At 72.3% G+C, this 18,097-nt stretch carries 19 protein-coding genes; 9 read left to right on the top strand and 10 right to left on the bottom strand.

Annotation, left to right across the window (positions count from 1 at the left end):
- Positions 1–67: 67 nt before the first annotated feature.
- The 5 genes from ACQEUX_RS27305 to ACQEUX_RS27285 form a co-directional block, all read right to left on the bottom strand.
- Entirely contained in the window at positions 68–3,256 is a 3,189-nt protein-coding gene (locus ACQEUX_RS27305) for a UvrD-helicase domain-containing protein (RefSeq protein WP_433054166.1), read from the bottom strand.
- Between the two features lie 61 nt (positions 3,257–3,317).
- A complete protein-coding gene (locus tag ACQEUX_RS27300) occupies positions 3,318–4,562 on the bottom strand; it encodes a metallophosphoesterase (protein ID WP_433054163.1) in 1,245 nt (414 codons plus the stop codon).
- Between the two features lie 13 nt (positions 4,563–4,575).
- Positions 4,576–4,824: a MoaD/ThiS family protein gene (locus ACQEUX_RS27295; RefSeq protein ID WP_433054160.1), complete on the bottom strand. Its 249-nt coding sequence runs from the start codon at positions 4,822–4,824 to the stop codon at positions 4,576–4,578.
- Between the two features lie 9 nt (positions 4,825–4,833).
- Positions 4,834–5,847: a GTP 3',8-cyclase MoaA gene (gene moaA, locus ACQEUX_RS27290; protein WP_433054157.1), complete on the bottom strand. Its 1,014-nt coding sequence runs from the start codon at positions 5,845–5,847 to the stop codon at positions 4,834–4,836.
- A complete protein-coding gene (locus tag ACQEUX_RS27285; protein WP_433054154.1) occupies positions 5,844–6,758 on the bottom strand; it encodes a fructosamine kinase family protein in 915 nt (304 codons plus the stop codon). The genes moaA and ACQEUX_RS27285 overlap by 4 nt, the downstream gene beginning before the upstream one ends.
- A 173-nt stretch (positions 6,759–6,931) precedes the next feature.
- Here ACQEUX_RS27285 and ACQEUX_RS27280 point away from each other — a divergent pair, with 173 nt between their 5' ends.
- The 4 genes from ACQEUX_RS27280 to ACQEUX_RS27265 all read left to right on the top strand — a co-directional run bounded on the left by ACQEUX_RS27280 (position 6,932) and on the right by ACQEUX_RS27265 (position 9,632).
- Entirely contained in the window at positions 6,932–7,978 is a 1,047-nt protein-coding gene (locus tag ACQEUX_RS27280) for a DUF4192 domain-containing protein (protein ID WP_433054151.1), read from the top strand.
- A 61-nt stretch (positions 7,979–8,039) separates the two neighbouring features.
- The gene (locus tag ACQEUX_RS27275; RefSeq protein ID WP_433054148.1) at positions 8,040–8,291 is read left to right on the top strand and encodes a hypothetical protein; all 252 of its coding nucleotides are present in this window, start codon (positions 8,040–8,042) and stop codon (positions 8,289–8,291) included.
- Positions 8,288–8,686 (top strand): hypothetical protein, encoded by a 399-nt coding sequence (locus tag ACQEUX_RS27270; protein WP_433054145.1) that lies wholly within the window; start codon positions 8,288–8,290, stop codon positions 8,684–8,686. The genes ACQEUX_RS27275 and ACQEUX_RS27270 overlap by 4 nt, the downstream gene beginning before the upstream one ends.
- A 250-nt stretch (positions 8,687–8,936) precedes the next feature.
- Positions 8,937–9,632, top strand: a complete 696-nt coding sequence (locus ACQEUX_RS27265; RefSeq protein ID WP_433054142.1) for a GAP family protein — start codon at positions 8,937–8,939, stop codon at positions 9,630–9,632.
- 239 nt (positions 9,633–9,871) lie between these two features.
- Here the strand turns inward: ACQEUX_RS27265 and fdhD are convergent, their stop codons facing one another.
- Positions 9,872–10,723, bottom strand: a complete 852-nt coding sequence (gene fdhD / locus ACQEUX_RS27260; protein ID WP_433054139.1) for a formate dehydrogenase accessory sulfurtransferase FdhD — start codon at positions 10,721–10,723, stop codon at positions 9,872–9,874.
- A 101-nt stretch (positions 10,724–10,824) separates the two neighbouring features.
- Here fdhD and mobA point away from each other — a divergent pair, with 101 nt between their 5' ends.
- The 3 genes from mobA to ACQEUX_RS27245 all read left to right on the top strand — a co-directional run bounded on the left by mobA (position 10,825) and on the right by ACQEUX_RS27245 (position 12,887).
- Positions 10,825–11,436, top strand: coding sequence for a molybdenum cofactor guanylyltransferase (gene mobA, locus ACQEUX_RS27255; RefSeq protein ID WP_433054136.1), 612 nt, complete (start codon positions 10,825–10,827; stop codon positions 11,434–11,436).
- Positions 11,433–11,699 (top strand): DUF6457 domain-containing protein, encoded by a 267-nt coding sequence (locus ACQEUX_RS27250; RefSeq protein WP_433054133.1) that lies wholly within the window; start codon positions 11,433–11,435, stop codon positions 11,697–11,699. The genes mobA and ACQEUX_RS27250 overlap by 4 nt, the downstream gene beginning before the upstream one ends.
- Before the next feature lie 81 nt (positions 11,700–11,780).
- Complete coding sequence (locus ACQEUX_RS27245; RefSeq protein WP_433054130.1) at positions 11,781–12,887, top strand: T3SS (YopN, CesT) and YbjN peptide-binding chaperone 1; 1,107 nt, start codon at positions 11,781–11,783, stop codon at positions 12,885–12,887.
- Here ACQEUX_RS27245 and ACQEUX_RS27240 read toward each other — a convergent pair.
- Together ACQEUX_RS27240 and ACQEUX_RS27235 are read right to left on the bottom strand one after the other, a co-directional pair.
- Entirely contained in the window at positions 12,884–13,840 is a 957-nt protein-coding gene (locus ACQEUX_RS27240; protein ID WP_433054127.1) for a zinc-binding dehydrogenase, read from the bottom strand. The two genes, ACQEUX_RS27245 and ACQEUX_RS27240, sit on opposite strands and share 4 nt — an antisense overlap.
- Positions 13,841–13,917: 77 nt before the next feature.
- The gene (locus tag ACQEUX_RS27235; RefSeq protein ID WP_347660642.1) at positions 13,918–14,373 is read right to left on the bottom strand and encodes an Lrp/AsnC family transcriptional regulator; all 456 of its coding nucleotides are present in this window, start codon (positions 14,371–14,373) and stop codon (positions 13,918–13,920) included.
- Between the two features lie 59 nt (positions 14,374–14,432).
- On the opposite strand from ACQEUX_RS27235, the gene ddaH reads away from it, so the two are divergent.
- Positions 14,433–15,266 (top strand): dimethylargininase, encoded by an 834-nt coding sequence (gene ddaH / locus ACQEUX_RS27230; RefSeq protein ID WP_433054124.1) that lies wholly within the window; start codon positions 14,433–14,435, stop codon positions 15,264–15,266.
- Positions 15,267–15,343: 77 nt separating this feature from the next.
- Here the strand turns inward: ddaH and ACQEUX_RS27225 are convergent, their stop codons facing one another.
- Positions 15,344–16,531 (bottom strand): ABC transporter substrate-binding protein, encoded by a 1,188-nt coding sequence (locus ACQEUX_RS27225; RefSeq protein WP_433054121.1) that lies wholly within the window; start codon positions 16,529–16,531, stop codon positions 15,344–15,346.
- Between the two features lie 80 nt (positions 16,532–16,611).
- Positions 16,612–17,409, bottom strand: coding sequence for an alpha/beta hydrolase family protein (locus ACQEUX_RS27220; protein WP_433054118.1), 798 nt, complete (start codon positions 17,407–17,409; stop codon positions 16,612–16,614).
- Between the two features lie 84 nt (positions 17,410–17,493).
- On the opposite strand from ACQEUX_RS27220, the gene ACQEUX_RS27215 reads away from it, so the two are divergent.
- Positions 17,494–18,096, top strand: coding sequence for a bacterial proteasome activator family protein (locus ACQEUX_RS27215; RefSeq protein WP_433054115.1), 603 nt, complete (start codon positions 17,494–17,496; stop codon positions 18,094–18,096).
- The last annotated feature ends 1 nt before the right edge of the window (position 18,097 follow it).

Here is an 18,097-nt window from a genome sequence, read left to right as displayed (position 1 = left end):
AAAGGTGCGTCCCACGCATCACGGCGACCGAAAGTGCAAGATCCCGCGGGCCCGGCGCGGGCGACCGTCAGATGAGGCGGAGTTGGCGGTCCCTGGGGCGACGCGGCTCCGTCTCGCCGAACCGCTCGAACAGGCCCGGGTCGACGACGCCGAGGAACGGCGACGGGGCGCACTCACGCTCCACGCCGTGTCGGGTGCGGCGGGCGGCGTGACTGACGTACAGCCGGTCCTGGGCCCGGGTCAGGCCGACGAAGAAGAGACGGCGTTCCTCGGCGACCGCGTCCTCGTCGGGCGTCGAGCCCGGCCAGCGCAGTGGCAGCAGCCCGTCCTCGACGCCGACCAGGAAGACCACCGGAAACTCCAGGCCCTTCGCGGCGTGCAGGGTGAGCAGCGTGACCGCCTCGGCGCGCGGGTCGAGCGCGTCCACCTCCGCGCCGGTGGACAGTTGCGCCAGGAACGTCCCCAGGTCGTAGCCGCAGCGTCGGGCCAGCGGGGTCAGCAGGTCCACGGCCGAACGGACGTCCTCGGGACGTACCGTGCCGGCGCCGTCCAGGGTCGGTACGGCGAACCGCTCCGCGACCACCTGGCCGGCCAGCCGCACCCGGGCGGCCAGCGAACCGTCCAACCCGTCGGCGTGCCGCAGCTCGCGGGCAATGGCCGCCACCCCGGGCCGGTCCCGCAGCCGGTCGTGTGAGCGCTTCTGCACCGGAATGTTGGCCCGGGTGAGGGCGTCGACGATCGGCGCGGCCTGCGCGTCGGTGCGGTACAGCACCGCGATGTCGGAGAAGGACAGCGAGGTGGACCGGCCGTCGATCCGGCCCGAGTCCAGCGAACGGTGCGACAGCCCGCCGACCAGGTCGTCGACGGTACGGACCACGAAGTCGGCCTCCTCGGCGACGGACGCCGCCGGGTAGCGGCCGACCAGGGGCGCCTCCGGGTCGAGCCGGGCCGGGTCCAGTCGTCGGCCGCGCACCAGCGAGGACGGTGCGATGGCCTGCACGGCGGCGGCCAGGATCGGAGCCGACGAGCGGTAGTTGCGGTTGAGGCGGACCAGCCGGGCGTCGACGAAGTCCTCGGAGAAGCGCAGGAAGTAGCCGACGTCGGCACCCCGGAACGAGTAGATCGCCTGGTCCGGGTCGCCGATCGCACACAGGTTGCCGTCCGCCGGGCTGAGTAGCCGCAGCAGCTCGTACTGCATCGCGTCGACGTCCTGGTACTCGTCGACGAAGATCCACCGCCAGCGGTCCCGGTACCGCTCGACCAGCTCACGGTCGGCCCGCAACAGCTCCACCGGCAGGCTCACCAGCTCGTCCAGGTCGACCAGGTCCTGCTTGCGCAGCAGCGTCGTGTAGCTGGCGCTGTCATCGCCGGCCTCGGACCGGGCCGCCGCGCGCTCCGCGTCGTCAGCGATGCGGAAGTCCGCCGGTAGGCCCGCCGCGTCGGCGTTCTCCCGCAGGATGGTCAACCCCAGTGCGTGGAAGGTGCCCACGGTGACGTCCTCGGCGACCGGGCCGAGCAGGGCGTCGAGGCGGTGCCGCAGCTCCTCGGCGGCCCGGCGGGTGAACGTGATCGCGAGGCAGTGCTCGGGGAAGACGTTCAGCTCCGCGCAGAGGTACGCGATCCGGTGGGTGAGCGTTCTGGTCTTGCCGGTGCCCGGACCAGCAACGATCAGCAGCGGACCACCGGGTGCGGAGGCCGCCACCCGCTGCATCGCGTCCAGCCGGTCCAGCAGGCCGGTGCCGACCTCCTCCATCCCGGAGAGCATCGGCTCGAACGGTTCGTGGGGAGACGGCGGCGACGCGATCGGCGGCGCGGGGGCCGGGGTCGGCTTACGCTTCAGCTCCGCCTTCGCCGCCGGGCGCTTGGCCGTGGAGCGGGCCGCCGGCTCCGCGGGTCGCCGCTGCGCCGGCACCGGTACGTCGAAGAGTGTCTCCTGGGCGGTGCCGCCGTTGGAGCCCAGCTCCGCCGGGTCGAAAAGGGTGATCACCCCGTACTCGCCGTCGTAGCCCGGCACCCGGCGCACATCGCCGCGCCGCAGCCGCCCGATGCCCTCCGCGAGCAGCTCACCACCGGCCTGCGCGATGTCGGTCAGCGGCGTCGTGGTGAGGATCTCCAGCTCGGGGCCGAGCGCGGCGACCAGCTCGTTGAGTCGCCCCTCGACCTTCTTCGACCGGGCGCCCACCTTGTTGATCTCGCCGAGGATTTCGGCCAGCGGCACCAGATGGGTGACCTGCCGGGCGTGCGCCGGCCGGTGCCCCTCCGGGCGGTCCGCCAGCTCCTCGACCCGGCTGAGGACGCCCACGGTGAGCGGCTTGCCGCACTCGGGGCAGCGCCCGCCGGCCGCGCGGGTGCGCTCCGGGGACCAGTTGACCCCACACAGCCGGTGCCCGTCCGCGTGGTACTTGCCCTCCTCGGGGAAGAACTCGATGGTGCCGGCCAGGCCGTCGCCGGTCCGCAGCGCCTCCCGGACGGCGAAGTAGTTTCGCTCGGCGGTCAGCACGGTCGCCTCCCGGCCCAGTGCCGGTGGGGAGTGCGCGTCCGAGTTGGAGACCAGTTGGTAGCCGTCGAGGCTGCCGACCCGCCAGTTCATCGCCGGATCGGAGGAGAGGCCGGTCTCCACGGCGAAGATGTGTTCGGCCAGATCGGCGTAGCAGTCCGCGATCGCGTCGAAGCCGGACTTCGAGCCCAGCGCGGAGAACCACGGCGTCCAGATGTGCGCCGGTACCAGGAAGCCGTCCGGGCTGGCCTCCAGGGTGATCTCCAGCAGGTCGCGGGAGTCCAGCCCGAGGATCGGCCTTCCGTCGGAGCCGAGGTTGCCGATCCGGCCGAGCGCGGTGTTGAACCGGGCCACCGCGTCCAGATCCGGCAGGTAGATCAGGTGGTGCACCTTGCGGGTCCGGTCGTCCCGCTTGTAGATGGTGGAGATCTCCACGCTGAGCATGAACCGGACCGGGTCCGACTCCGCCGCCGAGGCCAGTCGGGGCGGCAGCCGCCGGGCCACGTCCCGCTCCGCATCCGGGTCGAGTCGGTACAGCCCCGGTTCGGCCGGACGCAGTGTCTCCCGCAGGTGGTCGTACCAGGCGGGATGGGTGAAGTCACCGGTGCCGAGCAGGCCGATGCCCTTACGCCGAGCCCACCACGCGAGGTTCGGCGTGGTGAGGTCGCGGCTGCACGCGCGCGAGTATTTCGAGTGGATGTGCAGGTCCGCGACGAATGGCGGGAGGCCACCGGGGGGTACGGCGCTGAACGGGGGCACGCCGCATCCTGTCACGCCCGCCGCGCCGGCCGCCCGCCGCCACGCGCGGACGTGACGCCCGCTATGCCGAGCGCAGCTCGACCAGACTGATCTGCGGCTCGGCCCCGACCCGGACCGGCGGCCCCCAGAAACCGGCGCCGTTGGTCACGTAGACCTTGGTGCCGTCGACCTCACCGAGCCCGCTGACCACCGGCTGCTCCAGCCGGACGGCCAGGTTGAACGGCACCATCTGCCCGCCGTGGGTGTGCCCCGACAACTGCAGGTCGACGCCGTACCTGGCGGCCTCCTTCGCCGCCAGCGGCTGGTGGGCGAGCAGGACCACGGGACGACTCGGATCGCGGTCACCGAGGGCGGCGGCGAAGTCCGGACCGGCGGCGAGGCCGGTGCCCGCGCCGGTCAGGTCGTTGACGCCGGCCAGGTCGAGCACACCGCCCCGGGCCTGGATCTCCTGCCGCCGGTTCTGCAGCACCCGCAGGCCGAGCCGGTCGACCTCCTGGACCCACTCCTCCACGCCGGAGTAGTACTCGTGGTTGCCGGTGACGAAGAAGCTGCCGTACCGGGCACGCAGGTCACGCAGCGGTGCCGCCGCTGAGCCGAGCTCGGCGACGGAGCCGTCGACCAGGTCACCGACCACCGCGACCAGGTCCGCGTCGAGCCGGTTGATCGCGGCGACGATCCGCTCGGTGTGCGCCCGGCCGCGCAGCGGGCCGAGGTGGATGTCGGAGACGGTGGCGATGCGCAGGCCGTCCATGCTGCGGGGGAGCTTGGCGAGCGGGATCTGCACCCGGTCCAGTCGTGGCGGGCCGAGCGCCGTGCGGATGCCGTACCCCGTGATGCCGGTGGCGGTGAGGCCGGCGAAGATGGCCGCCCCACGGGCCAGCAGCAACCGGCGGGACGGGTCGTGGTCCGGTGCCGCGACGGCGCCCGCGGCCGGCGGCTCGGTCGGCCCGGCGGCACCGACCAGCACCGGCTCGGGTGCGGCGGCGGTCGGCTCCGCGGCGACCACCCGGCGGCGTAGCACCAGCCGGGTGACCAGCATCGGCACTTCCAGCACGACCAGCATGACCAGCAGGTAGAACATCAGCGCGAGCCACAGGTAACCCGGCCAGGCGAGCCAGTAGAGCCCGGCCTGCGTCCCGGCCATGGTGACCGGCACGAGCAGCGCCAGCACCAGGGCGGCGATTCCGCCGACCCGCCGCCAACGGCCCGGGGTGGTGGTGTCCCGAATGAGCCGCTTCCACAGGTATAGGTGGATGAGGCCGGTGACCAGTGCCAGGACAGCCACGAACCCCAGAACCGCCAACATGTGTACGCCTCCCTCAGCCGCCCGCGAACGGGGGCAGGACATCGATCGTGGCCCCGGCCGGTAGGGGTGCCTGACGATCATGACAGGTGACGCCGTCCACCAGAAAACTCGCCACTCGGAGCACGGCGGCGAGTCGGTCGCCGTGTCGCCGGGTCAGCTCGGCTGTGAGGTCGTCGAGCGACCGGCCTGAGGGTATGACCTCCTCGGCGCGCCCGGCGGCGGCGCGCGCACCCGCGAAGTAGCGGACGGTCAGCGGCGTCATGACCACGCCTCAGCCTCCGATCGCGGACATCGGCCGGGTCGGCTGGAGGAAGGTGGGGTCGTCGATGCCGTGCCCGGCGCGTTTGCCCCACATTGCGGCACGCCAGCGCCGGGCCACCTCGTCGTCGTCCGCGCCGGTGCGGAGCGCGGCGCGCAGGTCGGACTCCTCGGTCGCGAAGAGGCAGGCGCGGACCTGGCCGTCCGCAGTCAGCCGGGTGCGGTCACAGTCCCCACAGAAGGGGCGGGTGACGCTGGCGATCACACCGACCCGGGCGGGGCCGCCGTTGACCAGCCAGGTCTCCGCCGGTGCCGCCCCGCGCTCGGCCGGGTCGGGGCTGAGAGTGAAGGCGGTACGCAGCGAGGTCAGGATCTCCTCGGCGGTGACCATCGTGTCGCGGTCCCAGCCGTGCTGGGCGTCCAACGGCATCTGCTCGATGATCCGCAGCTGGTAGTCGTGGTCGACGGCGAAGCGGAGCAGGGCCGGCGCCTCGTCCTCGTTGACACCGCGCATCAGCACAGAGTTGATTTTCACGGGGCTGAGCCCGGCCGCAGCCGCTCCGGCGAGCCCGGCCAGCACCGCGTCGAGGCGGGGGCGGCGGGTCAGCCGGGTGAAGCGTTCCGGGTCCAGGGTGTCCAGTGAGACGTTCACCCGGTCCAGGCCGGCCGTCCGTAGCGCCGGGGCCAGCCGGTCCAGGCCGATGCCGTTGGTGGTCAGCGAGACCCGGGGGCGGGGTGTCAACGCGGCGACCGCGGTCACGATGCCGACCAGCCCGGGTCGGATCAGCGGCTCACCCCCGGTGAACCGCACCTCGGTCACGCCGAGCCGCTCGACGGCCACCCGGACCAGCCGGATGACCTCCTCGTCGGTCAGTAACTCGGGGCCGGCCAGCCAGGGCAGCCCTTCCGCCGGCATGCAGTAGGTGCATCGCAGGTTGCACTTGTCGGTGAGAGACACGCGCAGGTCTCGGGCGACGCGGCCGTACCGGTCGACGAGGACGCCGGCGGTCCCCGGGGCGACGCTCACCTGTCGACCGTAGCGCGCTCGGCCCGGCCCAGGACGGCACGGGCGGTCTGGACGACCACATCGCGGTAACTGCCACCGAAGAGCGCGGTGTGCACGAGCAGCAGATGCAGTTGATGCAGTGGCACCCGCTCGCGCCAGCCCTCCGGCAGCGGCCAACTCTCCTGGTAGGCGGCCAGCACCCGATCCAGGTACGGGATGCCCCCGAAGAGTGCGAGCTGGGCGAGATCCGTTTCCCGGTGCCCGCCGTGCGCCGCCGGGTCGACCAGCCAAACCCGATCGTCGGCACCCCACAGCACGTTGCCCGGCCACAGATCGCCGTGGATGCGCGCGGGCGGCTCGTCGCCGCCGAGCCCGCCGACCCGACCGATCACCTGCTCGACCAACGTGGCGTCGGCGTTGGTCAGCGCACCGCCGTCGACCGAGCGCCGCAGATAGGGGCTGAGGCGTCGCTCGGCGAACCACGTCGACCACGGCCCGTCGGCGGGGGTGTTGTCCTGGGGAAGCGCGCCGATGAAACCGGGCCAGGTCGCACCGAAGGCGGCTGCGCCCGCCCGGTGCAGGCCGGCCAACTCCCGGCCGAAGCGGTCCGCGGCCTCCGGCGTCGGCTCGCCGGGCTCCACCCAGTCGAGCGCCAGCAGGTCGGGCAGCGCCACGATCACCTCGGGTACGCCGACAGATTCGGCCTCCCGCAGCCAGCGCAACCCGGCGGCCTCAGTGGCGAAGAAGCCCTCCGGCACCGGTCGGCCCGCCCCCTCGGGCCAGGACTTGGCGAAGACGGAGTGGCCGTCGTCCAGGGTGAGCCGGGCGGCGGCGCAGATGCTCCCACCGGCGACCGGTGTCTCCCGGAGCCGCTGGTGCGTCCGGAACGTCGGCAGGTGTGCCGGGTGTGCGCGCAGGTACGCCAGGTCCATCAGCGCACGGTAACCGCTCCTTCCGACACACGGCGTCGCCCGAGGACATCGGGTCACTTTCGGCCCCCTGCGAAAACGGGATGAGCAGCGAAAACACGCTGAGTAACTGTGGATAAACCGCGTGTCGTCCACAGGGGCGGCGGGGCCCTGCACACCCGCCGCAGGCTTCCGACATGACCTCGACCGAACGCCCGCAGCTCGCCGTCCGCTCACCCGCCGACCTGATCGCCGCTGTGCCGTACCTGCTCGGCTTTCATCCCACCGACAGCGTGGTCGCCGTGGCGTTGCTCGGCCGGCAGATCATCTTCGCCGCCCGTGTCGACCTGCCCGACCCGTCGACCGATCCGGTCGAGCGGGCCCGGCACCTGGCCAGCGTGATCCGCCGGCAGGGCGCGGAGGCCGCCACCGTGGTCGGTTACGGCCCGCCCGACCGGGTCACCCCGGCGGTGGACGCGGTGCGCGCCGCACTGAGCGGCGCCGGGATGGACGTGCTCGACGCGCTGCGGGTGACCGATGGTCGGTGGTGGTCCTACCTCTGCACCGAGCCAGACTGCTGCCCGCCCGAGGGGCGGCGCTACGACCCGACCGCCAACCCGGTGACCGCCTCGGCGGTCTTCGCCGGTCAGGTCGCACTCCCCGACCGGGCCGCCCTCGTGGCGCAGGTGGCATCGGTGGACGGCCCGGCCCGGGACGCGGCGCGTGCGGCCACCGCCCGTGCCGAGCTGAGACTGGGCGAGCTGATCGGGCAGGCGCCCGCGAGTGACCTGCTCGGTGGTCGGGCACTGCGCTCCGCCGGGGTGGTGGCGGTCCGTGAGGCCCAGCGACGGCAACGCCGTGGTGAGCGGCTTGACGACGACGAGGTGGCCTGGTTGTGCGTGCTGATGACCCACCTGCCGGTCCGCGATCACGCCTGGGAACGCACCGACGGCCGGGACCGGGACATTGCCCTCTGGACCGACGTGCTGCGCCGGGCCGAGCCGGAGCTGACCGCCGCGCCCGGTGCGCTGTTGGCGTTCGCGGCCTGGCGCGCGGGGCAGGGTGCACTGGCCGCGGTAGCGCTCGAACGCACGCTGAGCGTGCACCCCGACTACTCGCTCGCCGTGCTGCTGGACGACCTGCTCCGGCGCGGCGTGCCCCCCTCCGAGCTGGACGGCTGGCCGTCGGTCGGGATGCCCGGGGTGATCCGTCCGCGCAAGCGGAGCCGACGTGGCCGCCGCTGACCAGCCCGGCCAAGCGCGCGGTAATACCGTGGGTGCTACCAGAGTTGGTAGGCTGACGGCCATGACCGTGAAGCGCTCCGTGAGCCTCCCCGACGACGTCGCGGAGTGGCTCGACCAGCAGCCCAACGTCTCGGCGGCGATCACCGCGGCGGTGCGGGCCCAGATGGCCGTTGTGCACCTCCATGAGGTGCTGCGGCGAGCCGGCATCGAGGTGACCGAGGCGGGCAGGGCGCGGTGGCGGGAGCGGCTGTCGACGCCCATCCCGGCGGATGCCCTGGCTGAAGGGCGCCGGATGTTGGGACGCGCCGGGTGAGTGATCAGATCGCGGCTGTGTTCGACGCGTCGGCGTTGACGGCCTACATCGAGGGCAATGTCTCGGTGGGGGAGTTGATGCTGGAGGTCGCCGATGAGGGCCGGCAGTTGGCCGTCCCCGCGACCTGTCTGGCGGTCGCCATCGCGGCCGTGGGCGACGAGGTGGGCACCGCGCTGTTGGCCCTGATGATGAGTACCCCGGTGATACGCCTGCTGCCGCTCGATGCCGACGATGTGCGAGACACCGGCACGCTGGCCCGCGCCGTGGATGGGGACATCTCGCTCGGCCATGCCGCTCGTGCGGCACTCAGCCACGAGGCGCACTACGCGACGGCGCGGCCCAAGCTGGCGGCGAAGGTGTTACCAACCAACTGGAGCATCCTCGACCTGGCCTGACGTGCGACAGAGCAGTGGTTGATCGACTCCGCTTCACGGAAGTCGGGGTGTCCACGCTGCCGGGTCACCCTGTTCTCAGCGAACCCGAGTCGATCACGGCCTGACCGAACGATTCATCGGTTGGGTCCAGGCTCGGTAGCCCCGCTGGCCTCCGTCGAACGATGTACGCGTTTCTCCTGTTCGCGGCCGACGCGGTGGCGTAGCCGCCGACGAACAATGATCCGGTGTTCACTCTTCGCTCGGGTACCCCATGACCGCCGGGTTGCTGCTGACGCTGGCCGGGCTGGCCCTGGTGGACAGCACCAGCATCGGCACCCTCTTCATTCCGGTCTGGTTGCTGCTCGCGCCCGGGACGGTCAACGCCCGGCGGATCCTTGTCTATCTCGGCACGATCCTCGCCTTCTACTTCGCGGTCGGGCTGTTGCTCGCCGTTGGCGGCAGCCGGCTGGCCGACGTGCTCGGCGGGGCGCTGGACAACCGGCCGGTGCTCTGGGCGCAGCTCGTCCTCGGGATCGGGCTGTTCGCGCTGAGCTTCCGCTACGACGGCAAACGACGCCCGCGCGGCGGTGGTGTGCTGCGCTGGCGGGACCGGGCCACCGCCGGTGACTCCTCGGTGCGCTGGCTCGTGGGGCTGGCGCTGCTCGCCGCGCTCGCGGAGGTGGCGACGATGCTGCCGTACCTCGGCGCGGTCGGCCTGCTGACCACCTCCGGGCTCGGCGTGGCGGAGATCGTGGGGCTGCTCGCCGGCTACTGCCTGGTCATGGTGCTGCCAGCGGTGCTGCTGCTGGGCGCGCGGATGGCGTGGCCGAGGCTGGTCGAGCCCGTGCTGGCCCGACTCAACGCCTGGATCGTGCGGCACTCCGGCGGCATGCTCGGCTGGATCCTCGGCATCGCCGGATTCCTGCTGGCCCGCGACGCCGTGATTCGGTTGGGGCTGTTCGACTAGGTGGGCCCCAGTTGGCTGGCGCGAGGGGCTGGCATCCGTGCTCCGTGGGGGCGGTGGTGGTGGCCGAGGTGGTTCGCGGTCAAGGGGTCGTACGACGCTTTCGAGCTGAGTCGCTTGTGACATCAGGTGGCGTCTCGGCCCGCGGTGGCGCCAGTCGACCCACTGATTCGTTTACGACATCAGCTCGACAGCGTCTCGCGGGCGGATCCTCCACCTGCACCCGAGCGGATCCTGGCGGATCAGATGGTGACCCGTTCGGGACGGGCGTAGACGTTCATCGTGTTGCCGCGCAGGAAACCGACAAGCGTCATCCCCGCCTCGTCGGCCAGTTCGACGGCGAGGGTGCTCGGGGCGGACACCGCGGCCAGCAGCGGCAACCCCGCCATCCACGCCTTCTGGGTCAGCTCGAAGCTGGCCCGGCCGGAGACCAGCAGCAGGTGCCCGGCCAGCGGCAGCCGGCGTTCCCGCACCGCCCAGCCGATCACCTTGTCCACGGCGTTGTGCCGGCCCACGTCTTCCCGGAGCACGACCAGCCCGCCGTCGGGGCTGAACAGGCCCGCGGCGTGCAGCCCACCGGTCCGTTCGAAGCCCCGCTGGGCGGCGCGCAGCCGGTCGGGCAGCTCGGCGAGGAGCGCGGCGGGCACGCTGAGCGGGTCGGCCGAGACCGAGAACAGCGACCGGGTGCGGATCGCGTCGATGCTGGCCTTGCCGCACACCCCGCAGGAACTGGTCGTGTAGAAGTTCCGGGACGGGTCGGCGGTCGGCTCCGGCACGCCGGGGGCGAGCACCACGTCCACCACGTTGTACGTGTTCGGCGTCTCCGCGCCAGCACAGAGCTGGGCGGTCAGCACGTCGTCGGTCGACCGGATCAGCCCTTCCGTCAACAGGAACCCGATGGCCAGGTCCAGGTCGTCGCCGGGGGTGCGCATGGTGACGGCGAGCGGCCGTCGTCGGCCGGGGCCGGCCGCGCCGACCCGGATCTCCAGCGGCTCCTCCACCGCGAGGGTGTCCGGCCGGCGGACGGACCCGCGTCCGGCCGCGGCGTCAAGGTCGATCCGGAGTACGCCCCGTCGATCAGTTGCCCGTCCCATCCCGCCATCCTCCACCCCGCGCCGGCACGCCCGCACGACCACCGGGCATCGGGCACGTGGCAGCGAGCGCGTCCGGGCGTTCACCCGGCTACCGTGGCCGGGTGGAGACGTACGCCGCAGTGGTGCTCGCGGGTGGGGCAGCCCGCCGGATGGGCGGGGTGGACAAGCCCGCGCTTCCGGTCGGTGGCCGACCGATGCGCGACCGTGTGCTGGCCGCCGTCACCGATGCGACGGCACGGGTGCTTGTCGGTCCGATCGACGCGGTTCCGCCGGGCGTGCGGGTCACCCGGGAGGATCCGCCCGGCGGGGGCCCGGTCGCGGCGGCGGCTGCCGGGCTGGCGCTGCTCGACCCCGACACGGCCCTGGTCGCGCTGCTCGCCGCCGACCTGCCGCTCCTCACCCGGTCCGCGATCGGGGAGTTGCTGAACCACCTCGCGCGGGAGGGAGCCGGCACCGGGCCCGACGGGGCGTGCTTCGTGGACGCCGACGGGCGACGGCAGTCGCTCTGCGGTGTCTGGCGGGTCGCCGCGCTGCGGGCCGGCCTGGACCGGCTGGCGGTCGAGCGGGACGGCAGCCTGGCCGGGGCCCCGGTCCGGGCGCTGCTGGCCAATCTCGTCGTGCGGGACGTGCCCTGGTCCGGCGACGGCCCGCCGCCCTGGTTCGACTGCGACACTGACGAGGACGTACGCCGGGCTGAGGAGTGGGCGCGATGACGGTGATGGACGACTGGGTCACGGCGGTCTGCGCCGAACTGGACCTGGACCCGGCCGGGGTGCCCGTGCCAGCGGTGCTCGATCTGGCCCGCGACGTCGCCCACCAGGTGCTGCGGCCGGGCGCGCCGGTCACCGCGTACCTGTTCGGGCTGGCGGTCGGCCGGGGTGCCGACCCGGCGGACGCCGCGGCGCGGCTCAGTGCTCTGGCCGGCACCTGGCCGGTCGAGCTGGGCGCCGACCCCGCCGATCCGACCGCCCCCTGATCGCCGTTGTCCGATCCCGGTCCGGGCTGATTCGGCCTCCCGGCCGCGTGGGTAGGGTGATCGTGACGGACGGAGGCGATCATGACGGCTGACCACCCCTCGGCGCCGCACGGTGAGCTGCCTGGCGCTACGGCTGAGCCGGCGGAATCGATCCTGCTCGACGAACCCAGCACCACCGACCTACGGGCGAAGGTGACCGAGGCGTGGCGGGAGTTCGCCCGCGCGCTCGCCGTACGGCTGCGGGAGCTTCCTGAGGGCGCGCACCTTGAGGTGACCCTGGACCCGACCGCCTCGGGCACCGGGGACGCCGTCTACTCGATCAGCGTCGACGTGGACGGCGACGGCGTGCTGTCCGCCCGGGCGGTCGGGAACGCCACCCTGCCGGCGGGCTATCGACTGGACCGCAGCGCGGTGGCGGACATGGTCGCGCTCGGCTGGTCCCCGCCCGGTGTGGTCGCCGGCTCCGGCGGTTCCTTCGGGATGGACGGTACGACGACCGAGTCGACCCGGATCGCCGCGCTGCTCTCCCGGACGCTGCGGGACGTCTACGGCGCCCCGCACCCGGCCTTCCTCGTCTATCTGGTGCAGGACGCCGAGGGCGAGCCGCTGGCCGTGGACCCGCTGGGCACCGCGCGCAGCGAGTTCGGCCCGGACGCCGACGTCGAGGCCGACCTGGAGGAGGCGCTCGCCGAGGCGGCCGCCGCGCAGGTCGAGCGGGACGACGTGCTCGACCTGGCGGATCGGGTCCGCACCGTGGTCTCCACCATGTTGAAGTCGGAAGCCGACCGGTTGCAGGTCGACTCGGACGGCGACATCACCATCCGCGCCGGCTCGGCGATGGTCTTCGTGCGGGTGCGGGACAATCCGCCCCTGGTGGACGTCTTCTCCCCGGTGCTCACCGAGGTGGAGCCGACCGAGCGGCTCTACGTCAAGCTCTCCGAACTGACGAACCGGATGCCGATCGGCCGTCTCTACTGCGCCGATGACACGGTCTGGGCGTCCATCCCGGTGTTCGGCCGCAACTTCCAGGCCACCCACCTGATGCTGGCGGTGCAGGTGATGACCGGTCTCGCCGACGAGTTGGACGACCGCCTGCACGGGGAGTTCGGCGGCAAGCGGTTCTTCGGTGAGGGCGACAAGCCGGTCCGTCGCGACGAGTCGCAGCACCGCACCGGCATGTACCTCTAGGAGACGTCCAGCAGCGTCTTGCCGACCGTCGCGCGTGCCTCGATCGCGGCGTGCGCGTCGGCGGCGCGTTCCAACGGGAACCGCTGGCCGATCAGCGGTCGTAGGTGGCCGGCCGCCGCGTCCCGCAGGGCCTGCTGGGTGTACGCCCGCAGCCGCGCGGGTGGCACGTCCGGCCGGACCAGAGTCACCTGCCGTGCCGTGGCGGCCTCCGCCGACACCGGGGACCACTCCCCGCTCGCCAACCCGAAACTGACCATGCGGCCGCCCGGCTCCAGCAGGTCGAAAGCCGCCCCGGCCACCGCCCCGCCGACCCCGTCGAGCACCACGTCGATCCCGCCCATCGCGGCCCGGACGCGGTCGGCCCAGTCGGGCAGGAGGTAGTCGACGGCCAGCTCGGCGCCCAGGCCGGGTAGCAACTCCACCTTGCGTGGCCCGCCGGCCGCGCCGATCACCCGGGCGCCCGCCCGGGACGCGATCTGCACCAGCAGGTTGCCCACACCGCCGGCGGCGGCTTCCACCAGCACTCGGTCACCCGGGTGGATGCCCACCGTCTCGACCAGCATGGTGGCGGTGCGCCCGTCGGCCAGCAGTGCCACCGCCTCGTCCAGCGCCAACGCGGCGGGCACCTCGATGGGCGCGGACGCGTCCACCGCCACACGTTCGGCGTATGCGCCGGAGCCGCCGGTGGCGCTGACCACCCGGCGCCCGGTCAGCACCACGTCGACCTCCGGCCCGACGGCGGTGATCACCCCGCCGACGCCGTTGCCGGGGATCAGCGGTGGGGTGACCTGGAACGGGCCGGGGCGACCGGAGCGCTGCTGGGTCTCGACGAAGGTGATGTTCGCGTGCGCGACGTCGATCACCACCTGCCCGGGCCCGGGCGTCGGGTCGGGCGCGGTGCCCGGCACCAGTACGTCGGGCCCCCCGAACTCACGCAACCAGATCGCCCGCACGTCGTCCCCCTCGGTCGCGGCGGGCGTCGTGCCACGCCATGACCATTGCAACTGTTGAAGTGGGCTTGAGGTCAAGGTCAGGTGGAGGGACCCACGCCGGGGGATTCCACCAGTCGGGAGAGCACGATGGTGCTGCGGGTGGAGGTCACGAAGGACTCGGCACGCAGCCGCTCCAGCGCTGCCTCCAGATGGGCGATGTCCGCGGCGCGCAGGTGCACCAGCGCGTCCGCCTCACCGGAGACCGTGTACGCGCCGACCACCTCCGGGTGCCGTCGGGCGGCCACGCCGATCTGCGCCGGGGTGGTCCGGCCGGCGCAGAACAGCTCGACGAACGCCTCGGTGGTCCAGCCGACGGCGGCCGGATCCACGACAGCCGTGAATCCCCTGATCACGCCGGTGGCCCGTAGTCGGTCGACGCGGCGCTTGACCGCCGGGGCGGAGAGTGACACCCGGGTACCGATGTCGGCGTACGACGCACGGGCGTCGGCGACGAGTAACGCAATGATCCGCTGGTCTACCGCGTCGATCTGCAACGTTCCGCCTCTGAGAAGCAACGGTTGTGGCTGTTACCAAAGTTCAACGGTACCTACTCTTGGTGACCGTGAACCAGCAGCGAGTCCCGCGAAAGCGGACATATCTCATGTGCTCGCCCGAGCACTTCGCGGTCGAGTACGCGATCAACCCGTGGATGGACGTGACCACCCCGGTCGACCGGGACCTGGCCGTCAAGCAGTGGGACCGGCTGCGCGAGACGCTTGTCGTACTCGGGCACGAGGTGCACCTGCTCACCCCCGAGCAGGGCCTGCCCGACATGGTCTACGCCGCCAACGGTGCCTTCGTGGTGGACGGCAGCGTCTACGGCGCACAGTTCAAGCACGAGCAGCGGGCCGCCGAGGCCGCCGCCCACCACGCCTTCTACGAGTCGCAGGGCTGGCGGTTCATCGCACCGAGCGAGACCAACGAGGGTGAGGGCGACTTCGCGTACGTGCCGGAGGCGCACGGCGGGCTGATCCTGGCCGGGCACGGCTTCCGCACCGACGTCGCGGCGCACGCCGAGGCGCAGGAGGCGCTGGGCCGGCCGGTGGTGTCGCTGCGCCTGATCGACCCCCGCTTCTATCACCTGGACGTGGCGCTGGCGGCTATCGACGACTCGAACGTGGTCTATTTCCCGGGCGCGTTCTCCGCCGCCAGCCAGCGGGTGCTCACCCAACTCTTCCCGGACGCGGTGATCGCCGATGACGAGGACGCGATGGCCTTCGGGCTCAACCTGGTCAGCGACGGGGCGAACGTGGTGCTCAACAGCGAGGCCACCCGGCTGGCCGGCAAGCTCAAGGCCGCCGGCTACACCCCGGTCCCGGTCGACCTGGCCGAGCTGAAGAAGGGCGGCGGCAGCGTGAAGTGCTGCATCGCCGAACTGCGGCACTGACCCATCCCGCACCGCGTACGTCAGGGGCCGGCCTCTCGAACGGGAGACCGGCCCCTGACCGTCGCTGCGGTGGGCGGTCAGCCCAGCGTGGCCAGCTCGTTGATCAGCACGTTCGACATGACCTGGCCGTCGCGCTGCACCTCCCGCAGGTACCACTTCTGCTGAGGGGTACGCGGCTGGTTGAACTGCCAGATGCCGCGCGGGCTGTCGATCTGGCCGATCTTGCCCAGCGCCAGGTTGACCTGCTGCGGGGTGGGCTTACCGCCGGTCAGCTGGATCGCCTGGTCGAGCACCTGCGCCGCGTCGTACGACGCCATGGCGTACGTGGTGGGCGTGACCTGGTGCTTCTTGCGGTAGGCCGAGGCGAAGACCCGGTTTGACGTGTTGTTCAGGTCGGCCGAGTAGTTCAGCGCGGTCTGGATGCCCAGCGCGTTGTCCTTCAGGTTGTCCAGCACGTTGCCCTCGGTGAGGAAGCCGGGTGCGTAGATCGGCCCTCTGAACTTCTCGCGCAGTTGCTTGATGAACTCCACGGCGGCCGCCCCGGCGAAGAAGCAGAAGACCGCCGTGGGCCTCTTGGCCAGCGCCTTGCTGATGTCCGCGGCGTACGTGGTCTTGCCCGGGGTGGGGGTGGCGTTGGTGTAGGTCACCGGGTCGCCGATCCGCGGGTCGGTCGCCCCGAACTCCTGCCGGAAGCCGCGCACCACGTCTGGGCTGCCGACGTTCTCCGGCATGATGATCGCGACGCGGCCGTTCGCCGGCAGTTGGTCGCGCAGGTAGCGGCCCAGTGCCCGGCCGGCCTCGTCCAGCACGTAGGACGTCCGCCAGATGTAGAAGACGCTCTGCAGGCTGCTCGGGGAGGCGTTCGAGCCGATCAGCGGGACCCGGGCCTGCTCCACGGTGTCGCGGATGCCGACCATCACCGCCGAGTTGACCACCCCGGTGAGCGCCAGCACGCCCTGCTTGAGCAGGCCGTCGACGGCGGCCTTGCCCGTCTGCGCCGTGTCGCCCTCGTCGGCGGTCAGCAGCTCGACCGGGTGGCCACCCAGCCGCTGGTCGTGCAGGTCGAGGAAGAGCTGGAAGCCGTTGGTGATGTCCTCGCCGATGCTCTTGAAGCCACCGGCCTGCGGCGTGATCATCCCGATCTTGACCGGGCTGCGGTTGGCGGTCGGCTGGGCGTCGGTGTCGGAGCCACATCCGGCGACGAACCCGGTGGTACCGAGCGCGGCCAAGAGTTGGAGCGCCCGCCTGCGATTCATCTGCGACACCGAGTTCCTTCCAAGGAGCGTTGCAGGGCAGAACACGGCCCCTCCGGCGTTCTACCTGGTCCGCGACGCTGCGTCAATGGCTAGTGATCATCGTGCAGGGACCGCAACACATCGAGGAGCTGAGGCCAGGCGGAAGACTCCGGGTCGATCAGCCCGAAATGCTCGCATCCGGGCAGTTCGACAAGGGAAATATCGGATCCCGAGGCACGCGCCTCCACGACGAAGTCCCGGCTCATCTCCGCCGGAACCTGCAGATCCTCCGAGCCATGCATGACTACTGTGCGTGTTCGTGTGGGCACCAGCATCCGTGGATCCGCTGCCGCGTACCGGTCCGGGACCTCGGTCGGGCCGCCGCCGAGCAACGCGGCCACCGCGCCCGAGTCCAGATTTCGCCGGTACGCCTCGCCCAGGTCGGCCACCGGGGCCAGGGCGAGCACCCCGCCCACCGCCGCCGGGGCGGTCGCCGCAACGTACAGCGCCAGGTGACCGCCGGCGGAGTGCCCGATCAGGATCGGCGCGGCCAGGGTCACCCGGCCGGGCAGCGCCTCGGCGGCCAGCGCGGGCAGCTCGGCCACCCCGGTCAGGACGTCGGTCAACGTGCCCGGCCAGCCACCTCCCGGCTGCCCGGTCCGCCGGTACTCCAGCTGCGCCACCGGGTAGCCGCGCGCGGCGAGGGCCGCGGCCAGCGGGCCGGTGTGCCGCCGGTCGTACTCGACCCGCCAGAAACCGCCGTGCAGCACGATGACCAGCGGCCGTGCCGGGCCGGTCCCCGCCGGGCGCCGCAGGTCGGCGACCTGATCCGGGTGGTCGCCGTACGCCACGGTGCGGTCGGGCTCCGGTGCGGGCCGGGTCAGGACGGCGCGCGGGTCGGCAGGCATGGCGCGACGGTAGCGCGCCCCACCCGGGTGGTTCAGCACCGGTAGTCGGTCCCGGGCGGCATGGGTCGCGCCCGCTGGGTAAAGATGGACCCCATGACCGAAGCGCGCTCCGCTGGACAGAACGACGAGCCCGGCCCCGACGACTCCGGCCACTCCGGCACGGTGGTGGTGGTCGGCCCGGACGGCCGGCCGATCGGCACGATGCAGACCGACGAGGGCCAGGGCGAGGACCCGACCCGCCTTGTCGAACAGCCGGCCAAGGTGATGCGGATCGGCAGCATGATCAAGCAGCTGCTGGAGGAGGTGAAGGCCGCGCCCCTCGACGACGCCAGCCGCAACCGGATGCGAGAGATCCACGAGCGGTCGATCGTCGAGCTCAAGGAGGGCCTCGCTCCCGAGCTGCGCGACGAGCTGGAGCGCATCTCGCTGCCCTTCGCCGAGGACAAGGCCCCCAGCGAGAGCGAACTGCGGATCGCGCACGCCCAGCTCGTCGGTTGGCTGGAGGGCCTGTTCCACGGCATCCAGGCGGCCCTGGTGGCTCAGCAGATGGCCGCCCGGGTTCAGCTCGAGCAGATGCGTGGCGGCCGGCAGGCGCTGCCCAGCGGTCCCGGTGGCGTCGTCCCGGGGATGCCGGGCATCGGCCAGCCCGGCGGCGGCGAGGGGCACAGCACCGGCCAATACCTCTGAG

The organism is Micromonospora sp. CA-259024, assembly GCF_050936255.1.
In the GTDB taxonomy this organism is placed as follows: domain Bacteria; phylum Actinomycetota; class Actinomycetes; order Mycobacteriales; family Micromonosporaceae; genus Micromonospora.
Note: the sequence above shows the minus strand (reverse complement) of the source record. Positions and strands in the feature narration are given on the sequence as shown.